The 16,211-nt window shown below is 40.0% G+C and carries 16 protein-coding genes and 1 pseudogene; 7 read left to right on the top strand and 10 right to left on the bottom strand.

Annotation, left to right across the window (positions count from 1 at the left end; translation table 11 throughout):
• Positions 1-3: 3 nt before the first annotated feature.
• The 6 genes and pseudogenes from RCG23_RS06785 to RCG23_RS06810 form a co-directional block, all read right to left on the bottom strand.
• Positions 4-192 carry a sporulation YhaL family protein gene (locus RCG23_RS06785; RefSeq protein WP_308179098.1) on the bottom strand — a complete coding sequence of 63 codons (189 nt, stop codon included), beginning with the start codon at positions 190-192 and terminating at the stop codon, positions 4-6.
• 122 nt (positions 193-314) lie between these two features.
• A pseudogene (gene yhaM / locus RCG23_RS06790) lies at positions 315-1,258 on the bottom strand (3'-5' exoribonuclease YhaM).
• A 54-nt stretch (positions 1,259-1,312) separates the two neighbouring features.
• Entirely contained in the window at positions 1,313-1,528 is a 216-nt protein-coding gene (locus RCG23_RS06795; protein WP_308179099.1) for an ATP-binding protein, read from the bottom strand.
• An 8-nt stretch (positions 1,529-1,536) separates the two neighbouring features.
• A complete protein-coding gene (locus RCG23_RS06800; RefSeq protein ID WP_308179100.1) occupies positions 1,537-2,922 on the bottom strand; it encodes an ATP-binding protein in 1,386 nt (461 codons plus the stop codon).
• 53 nt (positions 2,923-2,975) lie between these two features.
• Positions 2,976-4,313, bottom strand: a complete 1,338-nt coding sequence (locus RCG23_RS06805) for an AAA family ATPase (protein ID WP_308179101.1) — start codon at positions 4,311-4,313, stop codon at positions 2,976-2,978.
• A 17-nt stretch (positions 4,314-4,330) separates the two neighbouring features.
• The gene (locus RCG23_RS06810) at positions 4,331-5,548 is read right to left on the bottom strand and encodes a metallophosphoesterase family protein (RefSeq protein WP_308179102.1); all 1,218 of its coding nucleotides are present in this window, start codon (positions 5,546-5,548) and stop codon (positions 4,331-4,333) included.
• Positions 5,549-5,742: 194 nt separating this feature from the next.
• On the opposite strand from RCG23_RS06810, the gene RCG23_RS06815 reads away from it, so the two are divergent.
• The gene (locus RCG23_RS06815; protein WP_308179103.1) at positions 5,743-5,928 is read left to right on the top strand and encodes a YhzD family protein; all 186 of its coding nucleotides are present in this window, start codon (positions 5,743-5,745) and stop codon (positions 5,926-5,928) included.
• A gap of 41 nt (positions 5,929-5,969) precedes the next feature.
• On the opposite strand, the gene RCG23_RS06820 is transcribed toward RCG23_RS06815, so the two are convergent.
• The 4 genes from RCG23_RS06820 to RCG23_RS06835 form a co-directional block, all read right to left on the bottom strand.
• Positions 5,970-6,761, bottom strand: a complete 792-nt coding sequence (locus tag RCG23_RS06820; RefSeq protein WP_308179104.1) for an enoyl-CoA hydratase — start codon at positions 6,759-6,761, stop codon at positions 5,970-5,972.
• Positions 6,762-7,639: 878 nt separating this feature from the next.
• Entirely contained in the window at positions 7,640-9,163 is a 1,524-nt protein-coding gene (locus RCG23_RS06825; protein ID WP_308179105.1) for a coproporphyrinogen III oxidase, read from the bottom strand.
• Positions 9,164-9,302: 139 nt separating this feature from the next.
• On the bottom strand, positions 9,303-10,172 hold the full coding sequence (locus RCG23_RS06830) for a Cof-type HAD-IIB family hydrolase (protein WP_308179106.1): 870 nt from the start codon (positions 10,170-10,172) through the stop codon (positions 9,303-9,305).
• Between the two features lie 114 nt (positions 10,173-10,286).
• Positions 10,287-10,637, bottom strand: coding sequence for a YlbF/YmcA family competence regulator (locus RCG23_RS06835; RefSeq protein ID WP_308179107.1), 351 nt, complete (start codon positions 10,635-10,637; stop codon positions 10,287-10,289).
• Positions 10,638-10,881: 244 nt separating this feature from the next.
• On the opposite strand from RCG23_RS06835, the gene RCG23_RS06840 reads away from it, so the two are divergent.
• The 6 genes from RCG23_RS06840 (at position 10,882) to RCG23_RS06865 (ending at position 16,167) form a co-directional block, all read left to right on the top strand.
• Entirely contained in the window at positions 10,882-12,267 is a 1,386-nt protein-coding gene (locus tag RCG23_RS06840) for a YheC/YheD family endospore coat-associated protein (protein ID WP_308179108.1), read from the top strand.
• Positions 12,268-13,374: a YheC/YheD family endospore coat-associated protein gene (locus RCG23_RS06845; RefSeq protein ID WP_308179109.1), complete on the top strand. Its 1,107-nt coding sequence runs from the start codon at positions 12,268-12,270 to the stop codon at positions 13,372-13,374.
• The gene (locus tag RCG23_RS06850) at positions 13,352-14,716 is read left to right on the top strand and encodes a YheC/YheD family endospore coat-associated protein (RefSeq protein WP_308179110.1); all 1,365 of its coding nucleotides are present in this window, start codon (positions 13,352-13,354) and stop codon (positions 14,714-14,716) included. Before RCG23_RS06845 ends, RCG23_RS06850 begins: the two co-directional genes overlap by 23 nt.
• Entirely contained in the window at positions 14,713-15,153 is a 441-nt protein-coding gene (locus tag RCG23_RS06855; RefSeq protein ID WP_308179111.1) for a hypothetical protein, read from the top strand. Before RCG23_RS06850 ends, RCG23_RS06855 begins: the two co-directional genes overlap by 4 nt.
• Positions 15,150-15,890, top strand: coding sequence for a YheC/YheD family protein (locus RCG23_RS06860; RefSeq protein ID WP_308179112.1), 741 nt, complete (start codon positions 15,150-15,152; stop codon positions 15,888-15,890). Before RCG23_RS06855 ends, RCG23_RS06860 begins: the two co-directional genes overlap by 4 nt.
• Positions 15,891-15,951: 61 nt before the next feature.
• Complete coding sequence (locus tag RCG23_RS06865; RefSeq protein ID WP_308179988.1) at positions 15,952-16,167, top strand: YheE family protein; 216 nt, start codon at positions 15,952-15,954, stop codon at positions 16,165-16,167.
• Positions 16,168-16,211: the final 44 nt, after the last annotated feature.

Raw genomic sequence — 16,211 nt, forward strand, 5'->3', positions numbered from 1 at the left:
GGTTTACTGTTCTGCCGCTTTAACAAGTCCGCGTTTTTCTTTTTCCTTTTCGAGCCGGGTAATATAGATTTCTCCTTCTTTTTCAATGCTCTCCATTTCAATCAGGCGCTCTTCCCTGCCTGTTTTAAGAGCCATTGCCGCGCTAATAATAATGCCTGCCACAACTGCATACATCCAAATTGGAATCATCATTTTCACTGCTCCTTTTTATCTAGCGAGGTTGTCCGCTTTTTTAACAGCATATTCCTTTAAAATAAAAAAATGCTTTTTTACAAAAAAAAGATACCCCTTCGGCTAAAAGGAGTATCTATACTCTATTTATGAAATACAGGCTTATAAAATGAACGGTTGTCCAAAGCGTAAACCCGTTCCGAAAATTCACCCGGCTTCACTCTTTCAAGAGCGCGGTCAAGCATATTCATTTTTGCATCAAGGTTGTCAATATAATGAAGGATTTCTGCTTCTTTAATTAACGGAGGCTTAGGGCTTCCCCATTCCGCTTTACCGTGATGGCTTAAAACGAGATGCTGGAGAATGAGAACTTCCTCGCCTGAAATATTTAGTTCATCAGCTGCTTTACCAATCTCATTTACCATGATCGTAATATGTCCTAGCAGATTCCCTTCAACCGTATAGACGGTTGAAACAGGTCCTGAAAGCTCAAGCACCTTACCCATGTCATGCAAAATGACACCGGCATATAACAAATCCTTATCCAGGCTAGGATAAAGTTCTGCAATCGATTTTGCCAAATCAAGCATGCTGACAACATGGTACGCCAAGCCAGAGACAAATTCATGGTGATTTTTTGTCGCAGCAGGAAAATTCAAAAGGCCTGCTGGTGTTTTTTAATAAGATGGCGGGTAATCCTCTGGATGTTGGGATTTTTCATTTCAAAAATATACTGAGTAAGTTTCCCCGTCATTTCCTCTTGGCTTAGCGGTGCTGTTTCAAGAAAATCAGCAAGCTTCACCCCATCCGCAGGTCCCGATGGACGAATCTGGCGGATTTTTAATTGGTTCTTCCCCCGGTAATTTTGTATGTCGCCCGTTATTTTCACAATATTTTGAGGCGCATAATTTTTTTCATCCTCATCACCTGCGTCCCAAAGCTTTGCTTCCATTTCCCCGCTTTGATCCTGCAGTATAAGTGTTAAAAATGGTTTTCCATTACTAGCGATTCCCTTTGAAGCGCTTTTTACTAACAAAAATAAATCGATCGTCTCTCCAACACCAAAATGAAGAATTCCTTTGCTCATCTCTGTTTCAACGCTCCCTTCAATACGTAAAGTATACCATACTGCGTTATGGCTCTATGAAATTTTAACTTTTCCCTCATTTAAGGTAATGATGTTTTCTGCCTGGAACCATTCGAGCAGATGCAAATGGCAAGTGAAGAATAATACCTGATTATCTTTTAATTGATTAATCAGCTCGATTATTTTTTTGGTACGCTTTCTGTCAAAATTAACAAAGCTGTCATCGATAATAATAGGGAGCTTGAACTTTTCATATAGTGTCAGCGCCACCGCCAGCCTCAGTGACACATATACCTGTTCTGCGGTGGCTGGCTGAGTTCATTGGCTTCAAATAATATATGGTCCTTCCTTTCAATCAAAAAGCCTGTTCCCGATTTTTGCAGAAGGATTTTCCGGTACCTTCCGTCTGTAAGAAACATCAGGAACTCCTCTGCCTTTGAAAGCATCCTAGGAAGATGTATATTTTTGTATTTTTCAATTGTCCTGGCAAGTACATCCTGCGCAAGAGAAAACTGCGCCCATTCTTTTGCTTCTTCCTCAAATTCAAACTTTTTCTGTTTAAATCTGTGCAGCAATTCAGAATAGATTCCACCATCCTCTAGCAGTTGGATTTCATACTTAGCCTCTGCCAATGTTTCCTGAAGCCTGGCAAGCTTTTGCTGTTCCATCTCTTCCTGAATATTAAGCTCCTGGAGAGCATCGCTAGGAGGAAGGGCATTTATGAATTTCTCCCTATCTGTCTCGCTTAAGAAGGAACCATCGAGCTGCATTCTAATTTCTCGTAGGCGTCCTATTAATTTTTCATGCAACTCTGCATTTTTTCCTTTAAGATAGAATTGCTCCTCATTTACTGCCTGTGCTTCAAATAATAACTGGCCACCCTCTTGCTCCAAATGCTCCTTTTCTTTTGTGAGCTGTTCAAGGTCCTCCTGAAGATCTTGAAGTTTTTTCTGTTTTTCACGATATTGGATTTGTTTTTCTTGTTCCAGCTTTAATTTTTCCCGAAGAGAAAATGCTGATTTTTGCAAACTAAATCCAGTTTCCTTTGATAAATGCCGGCTGGCTAGATCTTTGAGTCCCGATGCGATCTGCTCCATATCAGCCTCAAGCAAAGCCATTTTTTCTTTGATTCTATATTTCTCTCTTGCTTTCGCTTTAAATTGTTCAATCAGCTGGAACGCTTCAAACAAGTAGGCATTTGCGATGTATTCTGGAATTTTCAATTCACTGCTAATTTGCAAAAGCTTTTGTTTATTCTCTGTTGCCTCTGCTTCCCATTTTTCATACTTCACAATTACCTTTTCGTACTGTGTATTTTGCTGTTCCCATTTTGTCTGGAGAATACGCAATTGCTCCCTTCTTGTATCATCGAGGGCAATTTTCTCCTGAAGATTTTTAAATTGAACAGTATCGGCTGACTGGAGCTTTTCAATTAGCTCGCTCTCCTTTAATTTCAGAGCTTCCAGTGCCCTGCTGGCTGTTGAAACCGTGGTCTGGTTTCGATTTACATACAAGAAAAACACATATAATAAGATACCTGCTGCACCAATCATTGTAATGGCCAACTGGCTTTTAAAAATGCCATATAATATCAGAGTGCTTAATAATACCCCAATAAAGAGGATTTGAAGCTGTCTATCTTTTCTTTGTTTGGCCAGCTTCACTTTTTCCTCTCTTGATGCTGCTTCAAATAACTCCTTTTGTTCCCTGATTGTTTTTAATTGGCCTCAGCTCCTGTGACATCCGTTCCTGACATTACTTTCTCCTCCAGGATCTTCCTCTCACGTTCAGGCAGAATCTTTGATTTTGCAAGCTGAAGGTCTTCTTCTATTTCTTCCAGACTTTCTTTTTCATCCTGAAAACGTTCATCTAATTCCTGCTTTGCCTCATGCAGCCTTTGTTGCTTCTTTTGAATATCCTCAGCCTGTTCCTTAATAAAAATGTTGGTGTTAATAGCAGTAATTTCATCCTCGGAGAGCGGCAGATGCAGCTTTTCCCTTACTGCGGATAAAGCTTCGTCGAGCTCCAGAAGTTTATCTTCCAGCATTTTTCTCTCATGCTTTAATTGCTCGTAAAGGGGGAGTCTTTCCAGCAAAGATAATATCTGAAGCTCCTGTTGAAGCAGCGCTTCGTCAGGCTGGAAGGATTTTACCTCTGCCTCCAGTGTTTTAACTCTCTCTTCTGTGCTTAAATGCCTTGCCTGGTATGGCTTAAGAATTTCTTTCAGTCTTTCCAGTCTCTCAATTCCGTTTGGCGGAAATTCAACAGCACCTGCTTCACCTAATTCTTTAACAACAGTAAGCTCTTCTCTAACAAGCGGTTCAATTTTTTTCCATTCGTACAGCTTGCTTTTTTCTTCCTGGAAGGCTGAGATTGAATTCTTAAGTATACTTATTTCCTTAAGAATACTTTCCTTGCTTTGAACCAGGTTCTCATATTCAAGATTTTTTGAGGCTGCTTTTTTAAGCTCCTGTCCCAGAAGATTTAATTCGTTCAATTTGGCATTCAATGCCGGAACCTTTCCGCCTGGTTTAAAGCGGGATTCCAATTCCTTCTTTATTTCTGCTTCTGCAAATGACAATTTATCTGTCCCGAGAGCGCCGGTTGAAAAAAGGAATTTGCCAATTTCTTCTTTCTTCATTTGGTTTATATGTTGGAGGCCATGCAGGTTGAATGAAAAAATCGACTGGAATAGAGTTTTATCAATATTTGACAGCAATTGCTTTAGCAATTCCTCCCCGCCAGTCGTACCATCTTCAAGAGTTACCGTTACATCTCCGGCAGCCTTTCCTTTAACTCTTTCAATAACTGTAAACCCAAATTTTTCATGAAAGATGCGAATTCTCCCTCCATACTTTGCATGGTGCTTCGGTTCGTATCTTAGTTCAGACTGCTGCTTGGTCGGGAACCCAAATAACATCGCATGGATAAAGGCCATTATTGTCGATTTTCCGGCTTCATTTTCCCCATAAAATAATTGGACTCCGTCAGCAAGAGTGAGTGCCATATTTTCAAGCTGGCCATATCCGTAAATGTGTAAGTCAACTATTTTCACATTTTTCCCTCCTTTCCTTATGAGGAAGTTAAAAGCTTCAATAAATAATTTTCCGCATTTTTAAGTAGCTGTTCCTCATCTGTTTCTGTTAAGCTATCTAAATATTTCCTAGCAAGCTGGTGACCATACAATGGTGATAGTGTGTCCGGAGCATGTTCATAATGATCAATCGTATTTAATAATTCTTCATAAAAACCTGCCTTTTGCCGTAAATCCTCACGGTTTGTGGTCAGGCTTTCCTCCATTTTCACATCTGAAACCCAAACAAACTGCTCTTCTACTTCTTGAGATTGAAGGATTTCAAGTAAATCAGAAATAAAATAACTGTTTAGGCTGCTATCCTCCAGATTTATATGTTTCAGGATTATGATCAGAATCACACCGCCATGGTCCACACGATGTTTTTCAACAGCGTCCTCGCACATTTTAAATATTTCCTGAAAGGTTTTTTTTCCCGAAGCGTCAATCTCTATATTTTTCCAAATGATATCTGAGGTTTTGATAAATTCATATGTTGCTTCTGATTCAGTTAGGGTTACTAAATAACAGCCCTTTTCCCCTGTTTCCTTTCGATTTCTGCCCTGTATGTTACCAGGATAGATCGCAGGCGGATCCTCCGCCAGTACTGCCCTTTTATGTATGTGCCCCAACGCCCAATAATCGAACCTTTTCTCGAGCAAATCTTTTACTTGGAACGGTGCATACCTGCCATGCTCGCTGTTTCCCTCGTTATATCCGTGAAGAATGCCGACATGGAAATCTGCGCCTTCTTCCCGTTTGTACTCATCGATTTTTTTATCCATTACATGCCTGACAGGATAACTGAAGCCATACAGATGAACAATTGCACCGCTTTTAGACCTGAGCAGTTTTCTTTCCACCCTGGCAGGGAAAACCGTTACATTTTCAGGCATATCAAGATGGACCCATGAACCATTTAAGTGATCATGATTTCCATGGACGGCGAAAACAGGTATTCCTTTTTCGGCGAGCTTTGCCATCTCTGCCCGGAAAATCGACTGCGCCCGGAGGCTGCGATCCTCGCCATCGTACAAATCACCGGCCAGAACGACAAAATCAACATCATGCTTAATGGCAGCTTCCGTTATTTTTTTTAGTGCTTGGAACGAACTGTCTTTGAGCCTGTTTAAAATTTTATCCGGCAGATGCTTCAGGCCTGTCATCGGGCTATCCAGATGAAGATCTGCAGCATGAATAAAAGTTGTTTTTTTCATATAAAGAATTCCTTCCGATGTCTTTTATCAAGTTTCTTACTATTATTTTAACATCTGCAAAAAGCGAATGCACGTTCTACCATGGAATCTTTCGAGGTAGCTTAAAAGAGTGGAGGAATTTAATTTTTTTGCACATTTTTTTAAATTATGCAAAAATGATAGTAATCAGATGTTTGAAGCAAGGGGGATATTATATGATGACTTATAAATTAACAGTGTTTGAACAGGATGGAGAAAAGATTCTCGAAGAGTCCTTCCAGGCAGCAAATGATGATTCGGCGAAGGAAATCGGTGGAAAAATGCTAGAAGAGAAAAATTTTCAGGATAAAACTCACCGCTGCGCTTCACCTGCAGGTAAATTGATTCTATTTCACTCTTAAAATATAAGTTCTGAAAGAAAAAAAGAAGCCGAGGCTTCTTTTTATTTTCCTGTAAAATTAGGCTTTCTCTTTTCCACAAAAGCCTTAATCCCTTCGCGGTGGTCCTCGGTCTGCCTCATTTTAAACTGTCCGTATTTTTCAAGCTCTAGCATCTTCAATAATTGAGGACGATTTTTCTCGGCAAGTATCTTTTTAGTTTTAATCATCGCCTGGACAGGAAGCTGAAGCCAGCCTTGAATTCTTGAGTTTACTGCTTCTTCCAACCCGGTCTCCGCTATTTCTTGAATGAGGCCGAGATTAAGTGCTTCACCTGCTGTCAATACCTTACCTTCCCAGATCAGTTGCTTTGCCTTCATTTCTCCCATTCTTTTTTCTAAAAAGAAATGGGAACCTCCATCCGGTATTAAGCCTATGCCGATAAAATTCATTGCTAATTTGCTGTCGGCATCCGCAATGATATGGTCGGTAGCCAGTGCAAGGCTGAAGCCAAGACCAGCGGCTGCACCACGAACTGCACTTATCGTTAATTTCGGCATACTATAAAGCGTTACGATTAATTCGTTAATGCATTCCATGATAGGGAAGAAATCGCTTTCATCTTTCATCGAGAGCATGGACTTGATATCCCCGCCGGATGAGAAGGCTTTGCCATTACCCGTTAACACAACAATATCAATATCGTCGGAATCATTGATCTCTTTAAGTGCCTGAACGAGACCTGTAAGCATCTCTTTGTCTAACGCGTTTAAAGCTTCTGGCCGGTTCATTTCTACAGTAGCAACACGCCCGTCTACTTTTACAATCACTTTCTCCGTCTCAAAATTAACGGTCAACCCAATCATCTCCCTTTTGTCTCAATACTATTATAATTATAAAAAAGAAGAATAAAAAACAAATTGTCCGAAAAGACGAAATTTTCTTCTCGTTATATTCTATTAACATACCTTTCACAGGCTGTATATCAGTTTTGAAATGTTTGAGAAAAGGGGCACTTTCGAGGTGTAGGACATCAAAATACGAAATACAAATCAAATCACAGAGCAATTCGTAAGTTTTCTACTACTTCCGTACACTGAAACAGTTCTAAAAGGTATGAAAGACATTTTTTATGGTCTCCTGAGGGGTTTTGTCATTAAGAGGGCTTTTATTGGACATTTCTCCTCTCCGCTTGGGAGGTTTTGTCCAATAGGCAGCTTTTATTAGACATTTTACCGCTCCACTTGGGAGATTTTGTCCAATAGAGGGCTTTTATTAGACATTTCCCCGCTTCACTTGGGAGATTTTATCCAATAGAGGGCTTTTATTAGACATTTTCCCGCTTCACTTGGGAGATTTTGTCCAATAGAGGGCTTTTATTAGACATTTCCTCGCTTCACTTGGGAGATTTTGTCCGATAAAAATAGGCTTGGTTCTACTGCCACACTTATTTTCTAAACACTGTTGATTGGAGTGGAGGGCGCGAGACTCCTGCGGGAGCAGCGGGACAGGTGAGACCCCACAGGCGCAGTGCGCCGAGGAGGCTCACCGCCCGCCCCGCGGAAAGCGAGTGCCTGGAACGGAAATCAACAGACCCATTCTAAAGAAAGGCTAAAATAAAAAGACTGTAGCCGAGCTTGATTTTCATCGAGTATGGCTACAGTCTGAGACGTATGCCCACCAATACGTCTCTTTTAATGTAATTTAATTATTAAGCACTTCAAAGCGAAACCCTTTACTTATTGGCTTGGGAGCTTTCTTTTTTGAACAATTCATCAAGGATGGTTATTTTTTTTGTCGTATATTCTTCAAAGCTGTCATTATAGGATTTGGGATCCTTAGGGTTGGCAAAATGAGTAATTTCACCTGTAAAAGGATGAATGAATTTGCTTGCAGCTCCACAGCCAAGGCCGATAATTGTCTGCAGTTCTTCCATAATCATGATATTATAAATGCTTTCCTGGTTTGGAAGGGCGTAGCCTACATTCTCCAGATTCCCAAGTATATTTTTCTGGCGGTATAAATAATAAGGAGAATAATTGTGCTCTTTCGTCCATTCTTCTGCAAGCTGCATCATTTTTTCCGCTTCAGAACGATCGGCTACCTTGTATCGATCCCTGTTTTTCGTCATTTCCGAGGCGCGTTTGAACGATAAGGTATGCACCGTCAATGATTCAGGCATCAGCTTTTCTGTTTCGTTTAAGGTATGCTTGAATTCAGATACTCCTTCACCAGGCAGGCCGATGATCAAATCCATATTGATGTTGTTCATTTCCATTTCCCTGGCCAGCTTAAATTTATCGATTGTTTCTTCAACTGTATGATGGCGCCCGATAGCATTAAGCGTTTCTTGAATATACGATTGCGGATTAATGCTTATTCTATCAATGTTCCATTTTTTCAGCACATTCAGCTTGTCAACGGATATGGTATCAGGTCTTCCAGCTTCGACTGTAATTTCTCGTATTTTTTCAACATCCGGAAATGAGGTATACATCTCTTCATAAAGCATATCCATCTCTTCTGCTGTAATGCTTGTAGGTGTGCCTCCGCCATAATAGACGGTTGTGATTTTTACTCCTCTTTCTTTTAGCCATTGGCCCACATGCCTCATTTCGTAATGCAGTCCACCTAAAAAGGAATCAACCGAGCCTTTCCTTCTATTAATAGCATAGGCCGGGAACGTGCAGTAGGCACATTTTGTCGGGCAAAAAGGAATCCCAATATAAATGCTTACTTCCTTTTGGAGCGAATATAAATCAGGTACTGCTGCAAGCTGCTTTTCTACAATTTCCTGCATCAAATCTATTTTTTCATCCGTGATCAGGTATTCTTCCTTTAGCTGTTTATGAGCTGTTTCTTTCGCTACTCCTTCTTGGACCTTTCGATGAAGAAGCTTGGTTGGACGAATGCCCGTCAGAATTCCCCATTTTTGAGTGATACCAGAATATTGCTGAAGAACTGTTAAGTAAACCTGTGAGATGGCATTTTTCAGTGCCTTGAACTGGATTTTCTCAGCATCCCCTGCAGGAAAATCTGCTTCAAGGGCAGCTGTGGCCGCCTTTCCTTCTGCATCCTCCAAATTAGCTTCCGCATATATGGAATCACCCTGTTTAAGAACGAAAGAAACAGTGAGTTCGGCTCCGACTTCGGCTTGTTTATTTATAAAAATTTCTGTTTCCTCAAAAAATAAATTGGCAATCAATCTTAATGGCCGCTCGAAGCGTTCATCCTCTAACCCTTTTATATTAATTTTCAATGCTCTCACCTTTCAAAATCATGCTTTCTTTAGTGTACAAAAACCCTCCTGCATGGTCAACAAGCTGGAAAACATTAGTACTCTTCTGGAGAAAAAGAAAAAGACATCACAGGCTTCCCTATGATATCTTTTATACTGTTTATTTTTTTATGATTTTCATTTTTTTTAAGAAGTCAATCGGCTGCTGCTTTCGGAAATGCTCTTTTACCATGTAGGAAACACCGTTTTCACATTCCGATCTTGTAATCCAGTCTGCGGCTCTTTTCACTTCAAAGCCGGCATTTCCCATTGCAACGCCTAACCCAACCGCTTCAATCATTGAAATATCGTCCAAGCTGTCTCCGATAGCAACCATTTCTTTAAGGCTGATTCCAAGGCGCTCACCAAGATAGAGAAGCCCGCTTAATTTAGAAATGCCTTCTGGGACAATATCAAGGCGCAAGGAATTTAGCTTGATTATATCTATTTCTGAGAACATTCTCTCCAATGCTTGTTTTGCATCATTGAGGTCTTCTTCTTCTTCAAAATACACTTCAATTTTTGGCGGAGAGACGGGCTTTTCAGTGAGAGATTCACTTATGGAGGCGACAAATTGCTGAGAATAAAAAACAGGGTCTCCAGTTGTGAATACAGTTTTTACAAGGAGATCATTATTGATTTTTTGTTTATTCGCAAGAGAAAACTGTTCGGAAACAAGCCGGATCTGGCAAGGAAAGCCTTCAAGGAACCGAACGGCATCATATGTGACTTCTTCGGTGATTCGTTTCACATAGATGGGCTTTTGCTGGGTGCTGGCGATATAAGCACCCTGATGGGATACCAGCATCGTTTTTAATTTCAGCGCCCTGGCAACCTTTTTGGCAGAAGGAAAGCTACGCGATGTAACAAGAGTTACATATATTCCTTTTTGCTGTACATATTCAATAGCTTCTTTGGTTGATTTATTTATTTTTCCATTTGTTTGAAGAAGCGTTCCATCAATATTTAAAGCAAGCAAGCGATAAATCATTGAGCTGCCCCCTGTTCGTGGTGAATTATCTTATATCACTTTTATGATATTTCTCCAAGTAATAGAACAGCGTACAAAAAAATCCTGCTCAGCCGGATTTATCTTTACCAAATATTATTGCATCTTTCCGTATAGCTCTTCCAGAGGCTTCATGATCACCTGGTTCAATTCACCTATAATCATGCCCATGCGCTGTTCTGCCTGCATCAGACTTGCAATCTTTGGATTTTGCTGGACAAGGGCGACAGACTTTTGAGCCTGATTTACTTCTTCCTGCGTAATTTCCTGGCCCATCATTTGTTTTTGCTGTAAATTCATTTGAATATGTCGGAAATTATCAAATAATCCCTTTGCACTTGGATCAGCATTCACTACATCATACATCTTTTTTAATTCTTTATATTCATCGCTTTGACGAATCACTTTTTCCAATTCATATGCTGCATCATATAAGTTCACTGCCATTTTTAACACTCCTTCTTTTCTCAGCATTTCCACTAAACTATAACAAAATATGCGCCTAATTGCGAGAGAGTGCATTGTTATCTTAATGTCTTTAAATCTAATTCTTCAACAGTTCCTGCACCTTCCAAACCGAAAAAAACTCACACAGTAAAGTGTTATTTCATACGATGCTATATCAGCTTTAGCCCATTTTTTACAGATACCTTAAATTACCACCTGATTGATGGGCAAATGGGGAGTGGTTATGGTTGCTTCTTTAATCTCTGTATCAATTGTTCCAATTGAATTATCCGAAAAGGAGGATGTTTCTATTTACCTATCCTCCCGTATTTTAAAAAAATGGAACATTAAAACAAATACAGTTATCCATCTAAAAATCGGCCAAAAAACACGTGAAGCCCTGATAAAATCCGCTGAAGTCCCATCAACTGAGTTGCAGATTCCAGATCGCTTCCTCATGGAATTCGCTATGCCAACTTATTCCGGTAAATACTTGATCAAATATTCCTCCCAAAGCCGTACGATTACCGTCGGGCGATTCATAGGGCTCTTAACGGATTTGCAAATAGATGAAGAAAATGAGCCGGATTTTCGGTCCGTCCATGCTTTTTGTGAGGAGCTTCATCATGGTATATCTGGAAGAGGCGGTTTTTTTTCAGTTTTCTCGCTTCAGGATTTATCAAATGAATTCATTAAAGGCTATTACTTCAAAGACGGAAAATGGGTCCTTGGCGAGCTTCCAATACCGAGTGTGATTTATAACCGGATCCATTCACGCAAGCTAGAATACCAGGATTTGTTCCTTCAATTTTATGAACAGGTTGTCAGCATGGATATTCCTTTTTTCAACCACCGTTTTCTTTCAAAATGGGAGGTTTACAGCCTGCTGATAAAGGAAGAGTACATGCATCCGTATATTCCAAAAACAAAGATTTTTTCAAAAGAATCCCTTAGAGAATTCATTAATAAATACGATACGGTGTTTGTCAAACCCATACATGGAAGCCAAGGCAGAAGCATAATCAAGATTAAAAAAGAGGAGGATTATTTCTCTATTCAGAGCTCAGTAATGCCTGCCTCAGATAATAGTGTAAAAAAAGACACGATTGAAGCTGTCCTACAGCACTTAAAGAAAATTCTTCATAATAGAATTTATATTATACAGCAGGGAATTCCTCTTGCTGACTATCAATCCCGCCCAATGGACTTTCGTGTGCTATGCCATAAAAATGTTCAGAATTTATGGGAAGTTACGTCCTTAATAGCAAGGATTTCAGGTGAAAAGCAATTTGTCTCTAATATTGCGCAAGGAGGCGAAATAATGAAACCTCTTTCCGCACTATCTGCTTTTTTTAACAAAGAAAATTCTCTGGATGTTATTTCATTAATGAAGGAGTTATCCGTTGAAGCTTCCTCCATTCTCAGCAGCCATTCTGCTGGCATAACGGGTGAATTAGGGGTTGATATCGGCATTGATATTAATGGAAAATTATGGCTGATTGAAGTTAACTCAAAGCCATCAAAAAATTTTGAGGATCATGGATTAAAAATACGCCCATCGGCAAAAGCAATAATTAATTTTGGTACCAGTTTAGCTTTTAATACGTTTTTAGAAAAGGAGGAGCAGTAAATGAAAAATACATTCGGCATTATGGCTTTAAGCCAGAGCAGCGAGCAAACGTATTTTCAAGAGATAAGCATGCGCGCTGCATCATTAGGTCTTGAATGCTACCGCTTTATCCCTTCAAACATTGACCCAGTTTCACATCAGGTTAAAGGGCTCAGGTTTCAGCCAGAGGACGGCTCCTGGATTGAATCGAAGTTCCCTCTTCCATCCATTATTTACGACAGATGTTTTTACGGTGAAGATGAACATTCCAAACAATGTATTCCGATCGTTTCATGGCTAAAAAGCCGAACTGATATCACCTTTTTAGGGTACGGACTTCCCGATAAGCTTGAATTAAATGAGGCTTTATCGCATTCCATTTTAGCACCCTATCTCCCGCCCTCCTCATTTGTATCAGATGCAGGACTGGTTTTAACCAAACTCAATCAACATAAGAAATTAATCATCAAGCCGATAAATGGCTCCCAGGGTTATGGAATCTATTATTTGAAGAAAAACGAAAGAAACTTCCATGTAAAAACTGAAAAACAAAAAAAGATCATATCACGGATTTTTCCCAATGAAACAAAATTGGTTCAATGGCTTCAGCAGCTCTTGAAGAGCCATCGTTATCTCGTTCAGCCCTATCTGGAACTATCGAATAACGAGCTTCAGCCATTTGATATAAGAATTTTCCTACAAAAAGATGAACAAGGAAAATGGATCGAACGGGGAAAGGGCATACGCGTTGGAAATACTGGCGGTATACTTTCTAATTTGAGCGCTGGTGGCAAGGTGGTTGATTTCAATTCCTGGTTAACAACCATTCCTTCTGATAAGCATGAATACATTTGCAGTGAGATTAAATACATTGGTGAGCACCTTCCCTTCCTCCTCGAAAAGGAGTTCCTGCCATTATTTGAATTAGGAATCGACCTCGGCCTTGCTAAAGACGGCTCCCTCTGGATACTGGATGTCAATTCAAAGCCGGGGAGGAAGGTTATTTTAAATACCCACCCTGAACTAAAAGACACGTTATTTTTTGCCCCTCTCTTATACGGAAAATTAATATGCTCAACCGAAGCAACGGAAAGGAAAACCTGCCATGCGAAAACGTTATCTCATTGAAGTTACGGATAAGAACCAGGCAAGTGTTTTTTGCCCTCCTTCACTTCTTAAAGACCATACGATTAAAAGGATTGCTTTTGGCGGCCAGTCAATCGAAGCAAATATTATTCCCCATCCTGAAAAGAGAGAAAGGGTTGTTTTTGGAAAAAGTATTAAAGAGGCACTCCATTTCCCTGATTATCGGGTACCCTTACATTTATTCATTGAAAACCAGACACTGTTCATTGGTCCATTAATCGGCATCTTTACAGCTGGTTTTACTCCCTTTCCTTTAAGGCCGATTGGAGACCGTTCTCTTTTTTTCGCTAAGCTGCTTTCTGTTAAGAAAACAGTTGGTGCGCTTCCGTTTGTGTTTGGAGAACAGCATATCGATTGGGAAAACGGCCTGATCAAAGCTTATTTTTATCATGATAACGGCTGGGAGATTACTGAAGTCCCTTTTCCGAATGTTATTTATGACCGGCTGCCGAACCGGAAAACGGAAAGAAGCCATGTTCTCCAAAAAGTAAGAGAACGGCTACAAAAGGATTACCTTATTCCATGGTATAATCCAGGATTTTTTAACAAGCTGGATGTGTACGAACGCCTTGTAGAGGACAGTACGGTATCTGATTATTTACCGGAAACTTTTCCATTCACTTCATTTTCAAATATAGAAGCTCTTCTATCCAAATATGGCCACATCTATATGAAACCGTTCAATGGAAGCCTTGGCCTTGGTGTACATCAGATTTTATATGATAAGCATGAAGATTTTTATTTTTGCCGGTACAGGGACCATGAGGATATAAATCGTCTCCGAAAATTTTCTTCACTAGAGAGCCTGTTTAAGACTGTTTTTGGAAATAAACGTCTGGATCAAATGCTGGTTCAACAGGGAATACACTTATTAAAACTTGATCAAAGGGCAGTGGATTTCCGTGTCCATACAAATAAAGATGATCAGGGCAACTGGAAGGTAACAGCTATAGCTGCAAAGGTTGCAGGTCCTGGAAGTGTGACCACACATATGAAAAGCGGAGGTGTAATCAAAACTCCAGAGGAAATATTTCCACTGCAGGATAGTGAGAATTATAGTGCCAGGCTTTCAGAAGCAGCTCTCCTGCTTAGCGAAGCACTTGAAAAACAAATGGAGGGCATAATTGGAGAAATCGGCTTTGACCTTGGTATTGACCGCGAAGGTAAGGTTTGGCTCTTTGAAGCGAATTCAAAACCAGGAAGGTCCATTTTCACACACCCCGAGCTTAAAGAGTTTGAATTAATGACACGGAAGCTGTCTATTTCATTTGCCATCTTTTTGACTGAACAATCGATTTATAATCCCGAGGAAATTTTTAAATGAAAGTCCACTACGACAGCAGGGCAGCCTGCTGGTTTCAAACAGACAATAATAACCTTACCTTTGGAGGAGAAAAAAAACAGCTGATTCAGAAAATGGATAATAGGATAAGTACATTTTCTTTAGACCTTAACTTAATAAACAACCATGCTGGGCCTCTGATCGGCATACTTGCGGGAAGAAAATTGGACTCCTCCCTAACAGGCAACGGCGATCTATTTATTAAACTGCAGGAAGTCCTGGTTAATCTGGGAGGGGTGAGCTTTGTTTTCACACCGGAAGATGCCAGAAAAGAGGATATTGATGGATACCTATATCATCCGGAAGAAAAAAAATGGCTCAAAATAAAAGCACCTTATCCAGATGTCGTATACAATCGGACACCCTTCCGCAAGCTTGAGGAAGCCAATGCTTTTAAGGCCTCGTTCAAGGCTTGGTGATAAAAAAAATCCCATTTTTCAATCCCTCATTTATTGATAAATACGAGCTATATCTCCTTCTAAACAAACATCCTGTGCTAAAGAACCATATTCCTGCCACTATTCTTGCAAATGATAAAGCCTCTCTTCAGCAGTTTCTTGAAAAATATAAGTCAATTTATTTAAAGGCTGCACGGTCTGCACGCGGAAAAGGAATTTTTAAACTCGTCAGCACATCAACAGTGAAGTTCCTTCTTTTGGGGAATAAACTTGAAATAGCATACAAAAGCTTTGATGATTTCTGGAATGCCATGGGTATATCACTTGAATCCAATCACTATATCGCCCAGGAGAGCATAGCAGCGGCAACCTATAAGGGAAAGAGGTTTGACTTTAGAATCCTTGCTCATGGAATCAACTCGGAATATACCGTGACCGGCATTGGAATCAGACAGTCCGGTATCAACGAAATCACCACCCATATCCCAAATGGCGGGATGATACTGGATTATAGCCTGGTTAAAAAGAAAGAGCATGACGATTTTATTCACTCATTAGTCATGCATGCTGGCAGGTGGCTTTCTGAGCATTGGGGCTACTTTGGCGAGTTTTCAATCGATGCAGGAATAAGTGAATCTGGTCAATATTATATTTATGAGATCAATTCAAAGCCGATGAGTTTCGATGAAGATGAAATCGAAGAAAACAAGATAAATAGCCTATGCCGATTGTTTTTTCAGTTAGCCGGGTACCCATAAGTCAATCCTAAATTTCACCCCTGCTGGCAAAAAAGGTAAAATAGAACCAGGGGGGATTATGATGTTAACTCATTTTCAGTTCAAGCCGTTATTTGAAAATAAAAAAATACCCGGATGGCAATTTTCCTTTTATTTTAAGAGGCAAAAAATCACTGGCATTTATCATCAAAATGGTGAAATCGAATGGTCTTGCCCTCATCCTGGAGAAGAAGATGAAGATTTATTGAAAAAGCAATTGCATGAGCTAATGCTTTTCCATGTATACGATGAAAGATAAGAGCTACCCCCTCTTTCAGGAATGAAATCCTGGTTTCTCCATAC

Origin of the sequence: Neobacillus sp. PS3-34 (assembly GCF_030915465.1) — a bacterium.
GTDB lineage: Bacteria > Bacillota > Bacilli > Bacillales > Cytobacillaceae > Neobacillus_A.

What these genes read in the sequence shown, in the direction of transcription:
- RCG23_RS06840 (WP_308179108.1), top strand. Translation starts at nt 10,882, where the DNA reads ATGGTTGCTTCTTTAATCTCTGTATCAATTGTTCCAATTGAATTATCC.
- RCG23_RS06865 (WP_308179988.1), top strand. Translation starts at nt 15,952, where the DNA reads ATGTTAACTCATTTTCAGTTCAAGCCGTTATTTGAAAATAAAAAAATA.
- RCG23_RS06815 (WP_308179103.1), top strand. Translation starts at nt 5,743, where the DNA reads ATGATGACTTATAAATTAACAGTGTTTGAACAGGATGGAGAAAAGATT.
- RCG23_RS06785 (WP_308179098.1), bottom strand. Translation starts at nt 192, where the DNA reads ATGATGATTCCAATTTGGATGTATGCAGTTGTGGCAGGCATTATTATT.
- RCG23_RS06850 (WP_308179110.1), top strand. Translation starts at nt 13,352, where the DNA reads ATGCGAAAACGTTATCTCATTGAAGTTACGGATAAGAACCAGGCAAGT.
- RCG23_RS06855 (WP_308179111.1), top strand. Translation starts at nt 14,713, where the DNA reads ATGAAAGTCCACTACGACAGCAGGGCAGCCTGCTGGTTTCAAACAGAC.
- RCG23_RS06830 (WP_308179106.1), bottom strand. Translation starts at nt 10,172, where the DNA reads ATGATTTATCGCTTGCTTGCTTTAAATATTGATGGAACGCTTCTTCAA.
- RCG23_RS06845 (WP_308179109.1), top strand. Translation starts at nt 12,268, where the DNA reads ATGAAAAATACATTCGGCATTATGGCTTTAAGCCAGAGCAGCGAGCAA.
- RCG23_RS06810 (WP_308179102.1), bottom strand. Translation starts at nt 5,548, where the DNA reads ATGAAAAAAACAACTTTTATTCATGCTGCAGATCTTCATCTGGATAGC.
- RCG23_RS06835 (WP_308179107.1), bottom strand. Translation starts at nt 10,637, where the DNA reads ATGGCAGTGAACTTATATGATGCAGCATATGAATTGGAAAAAGTGATT.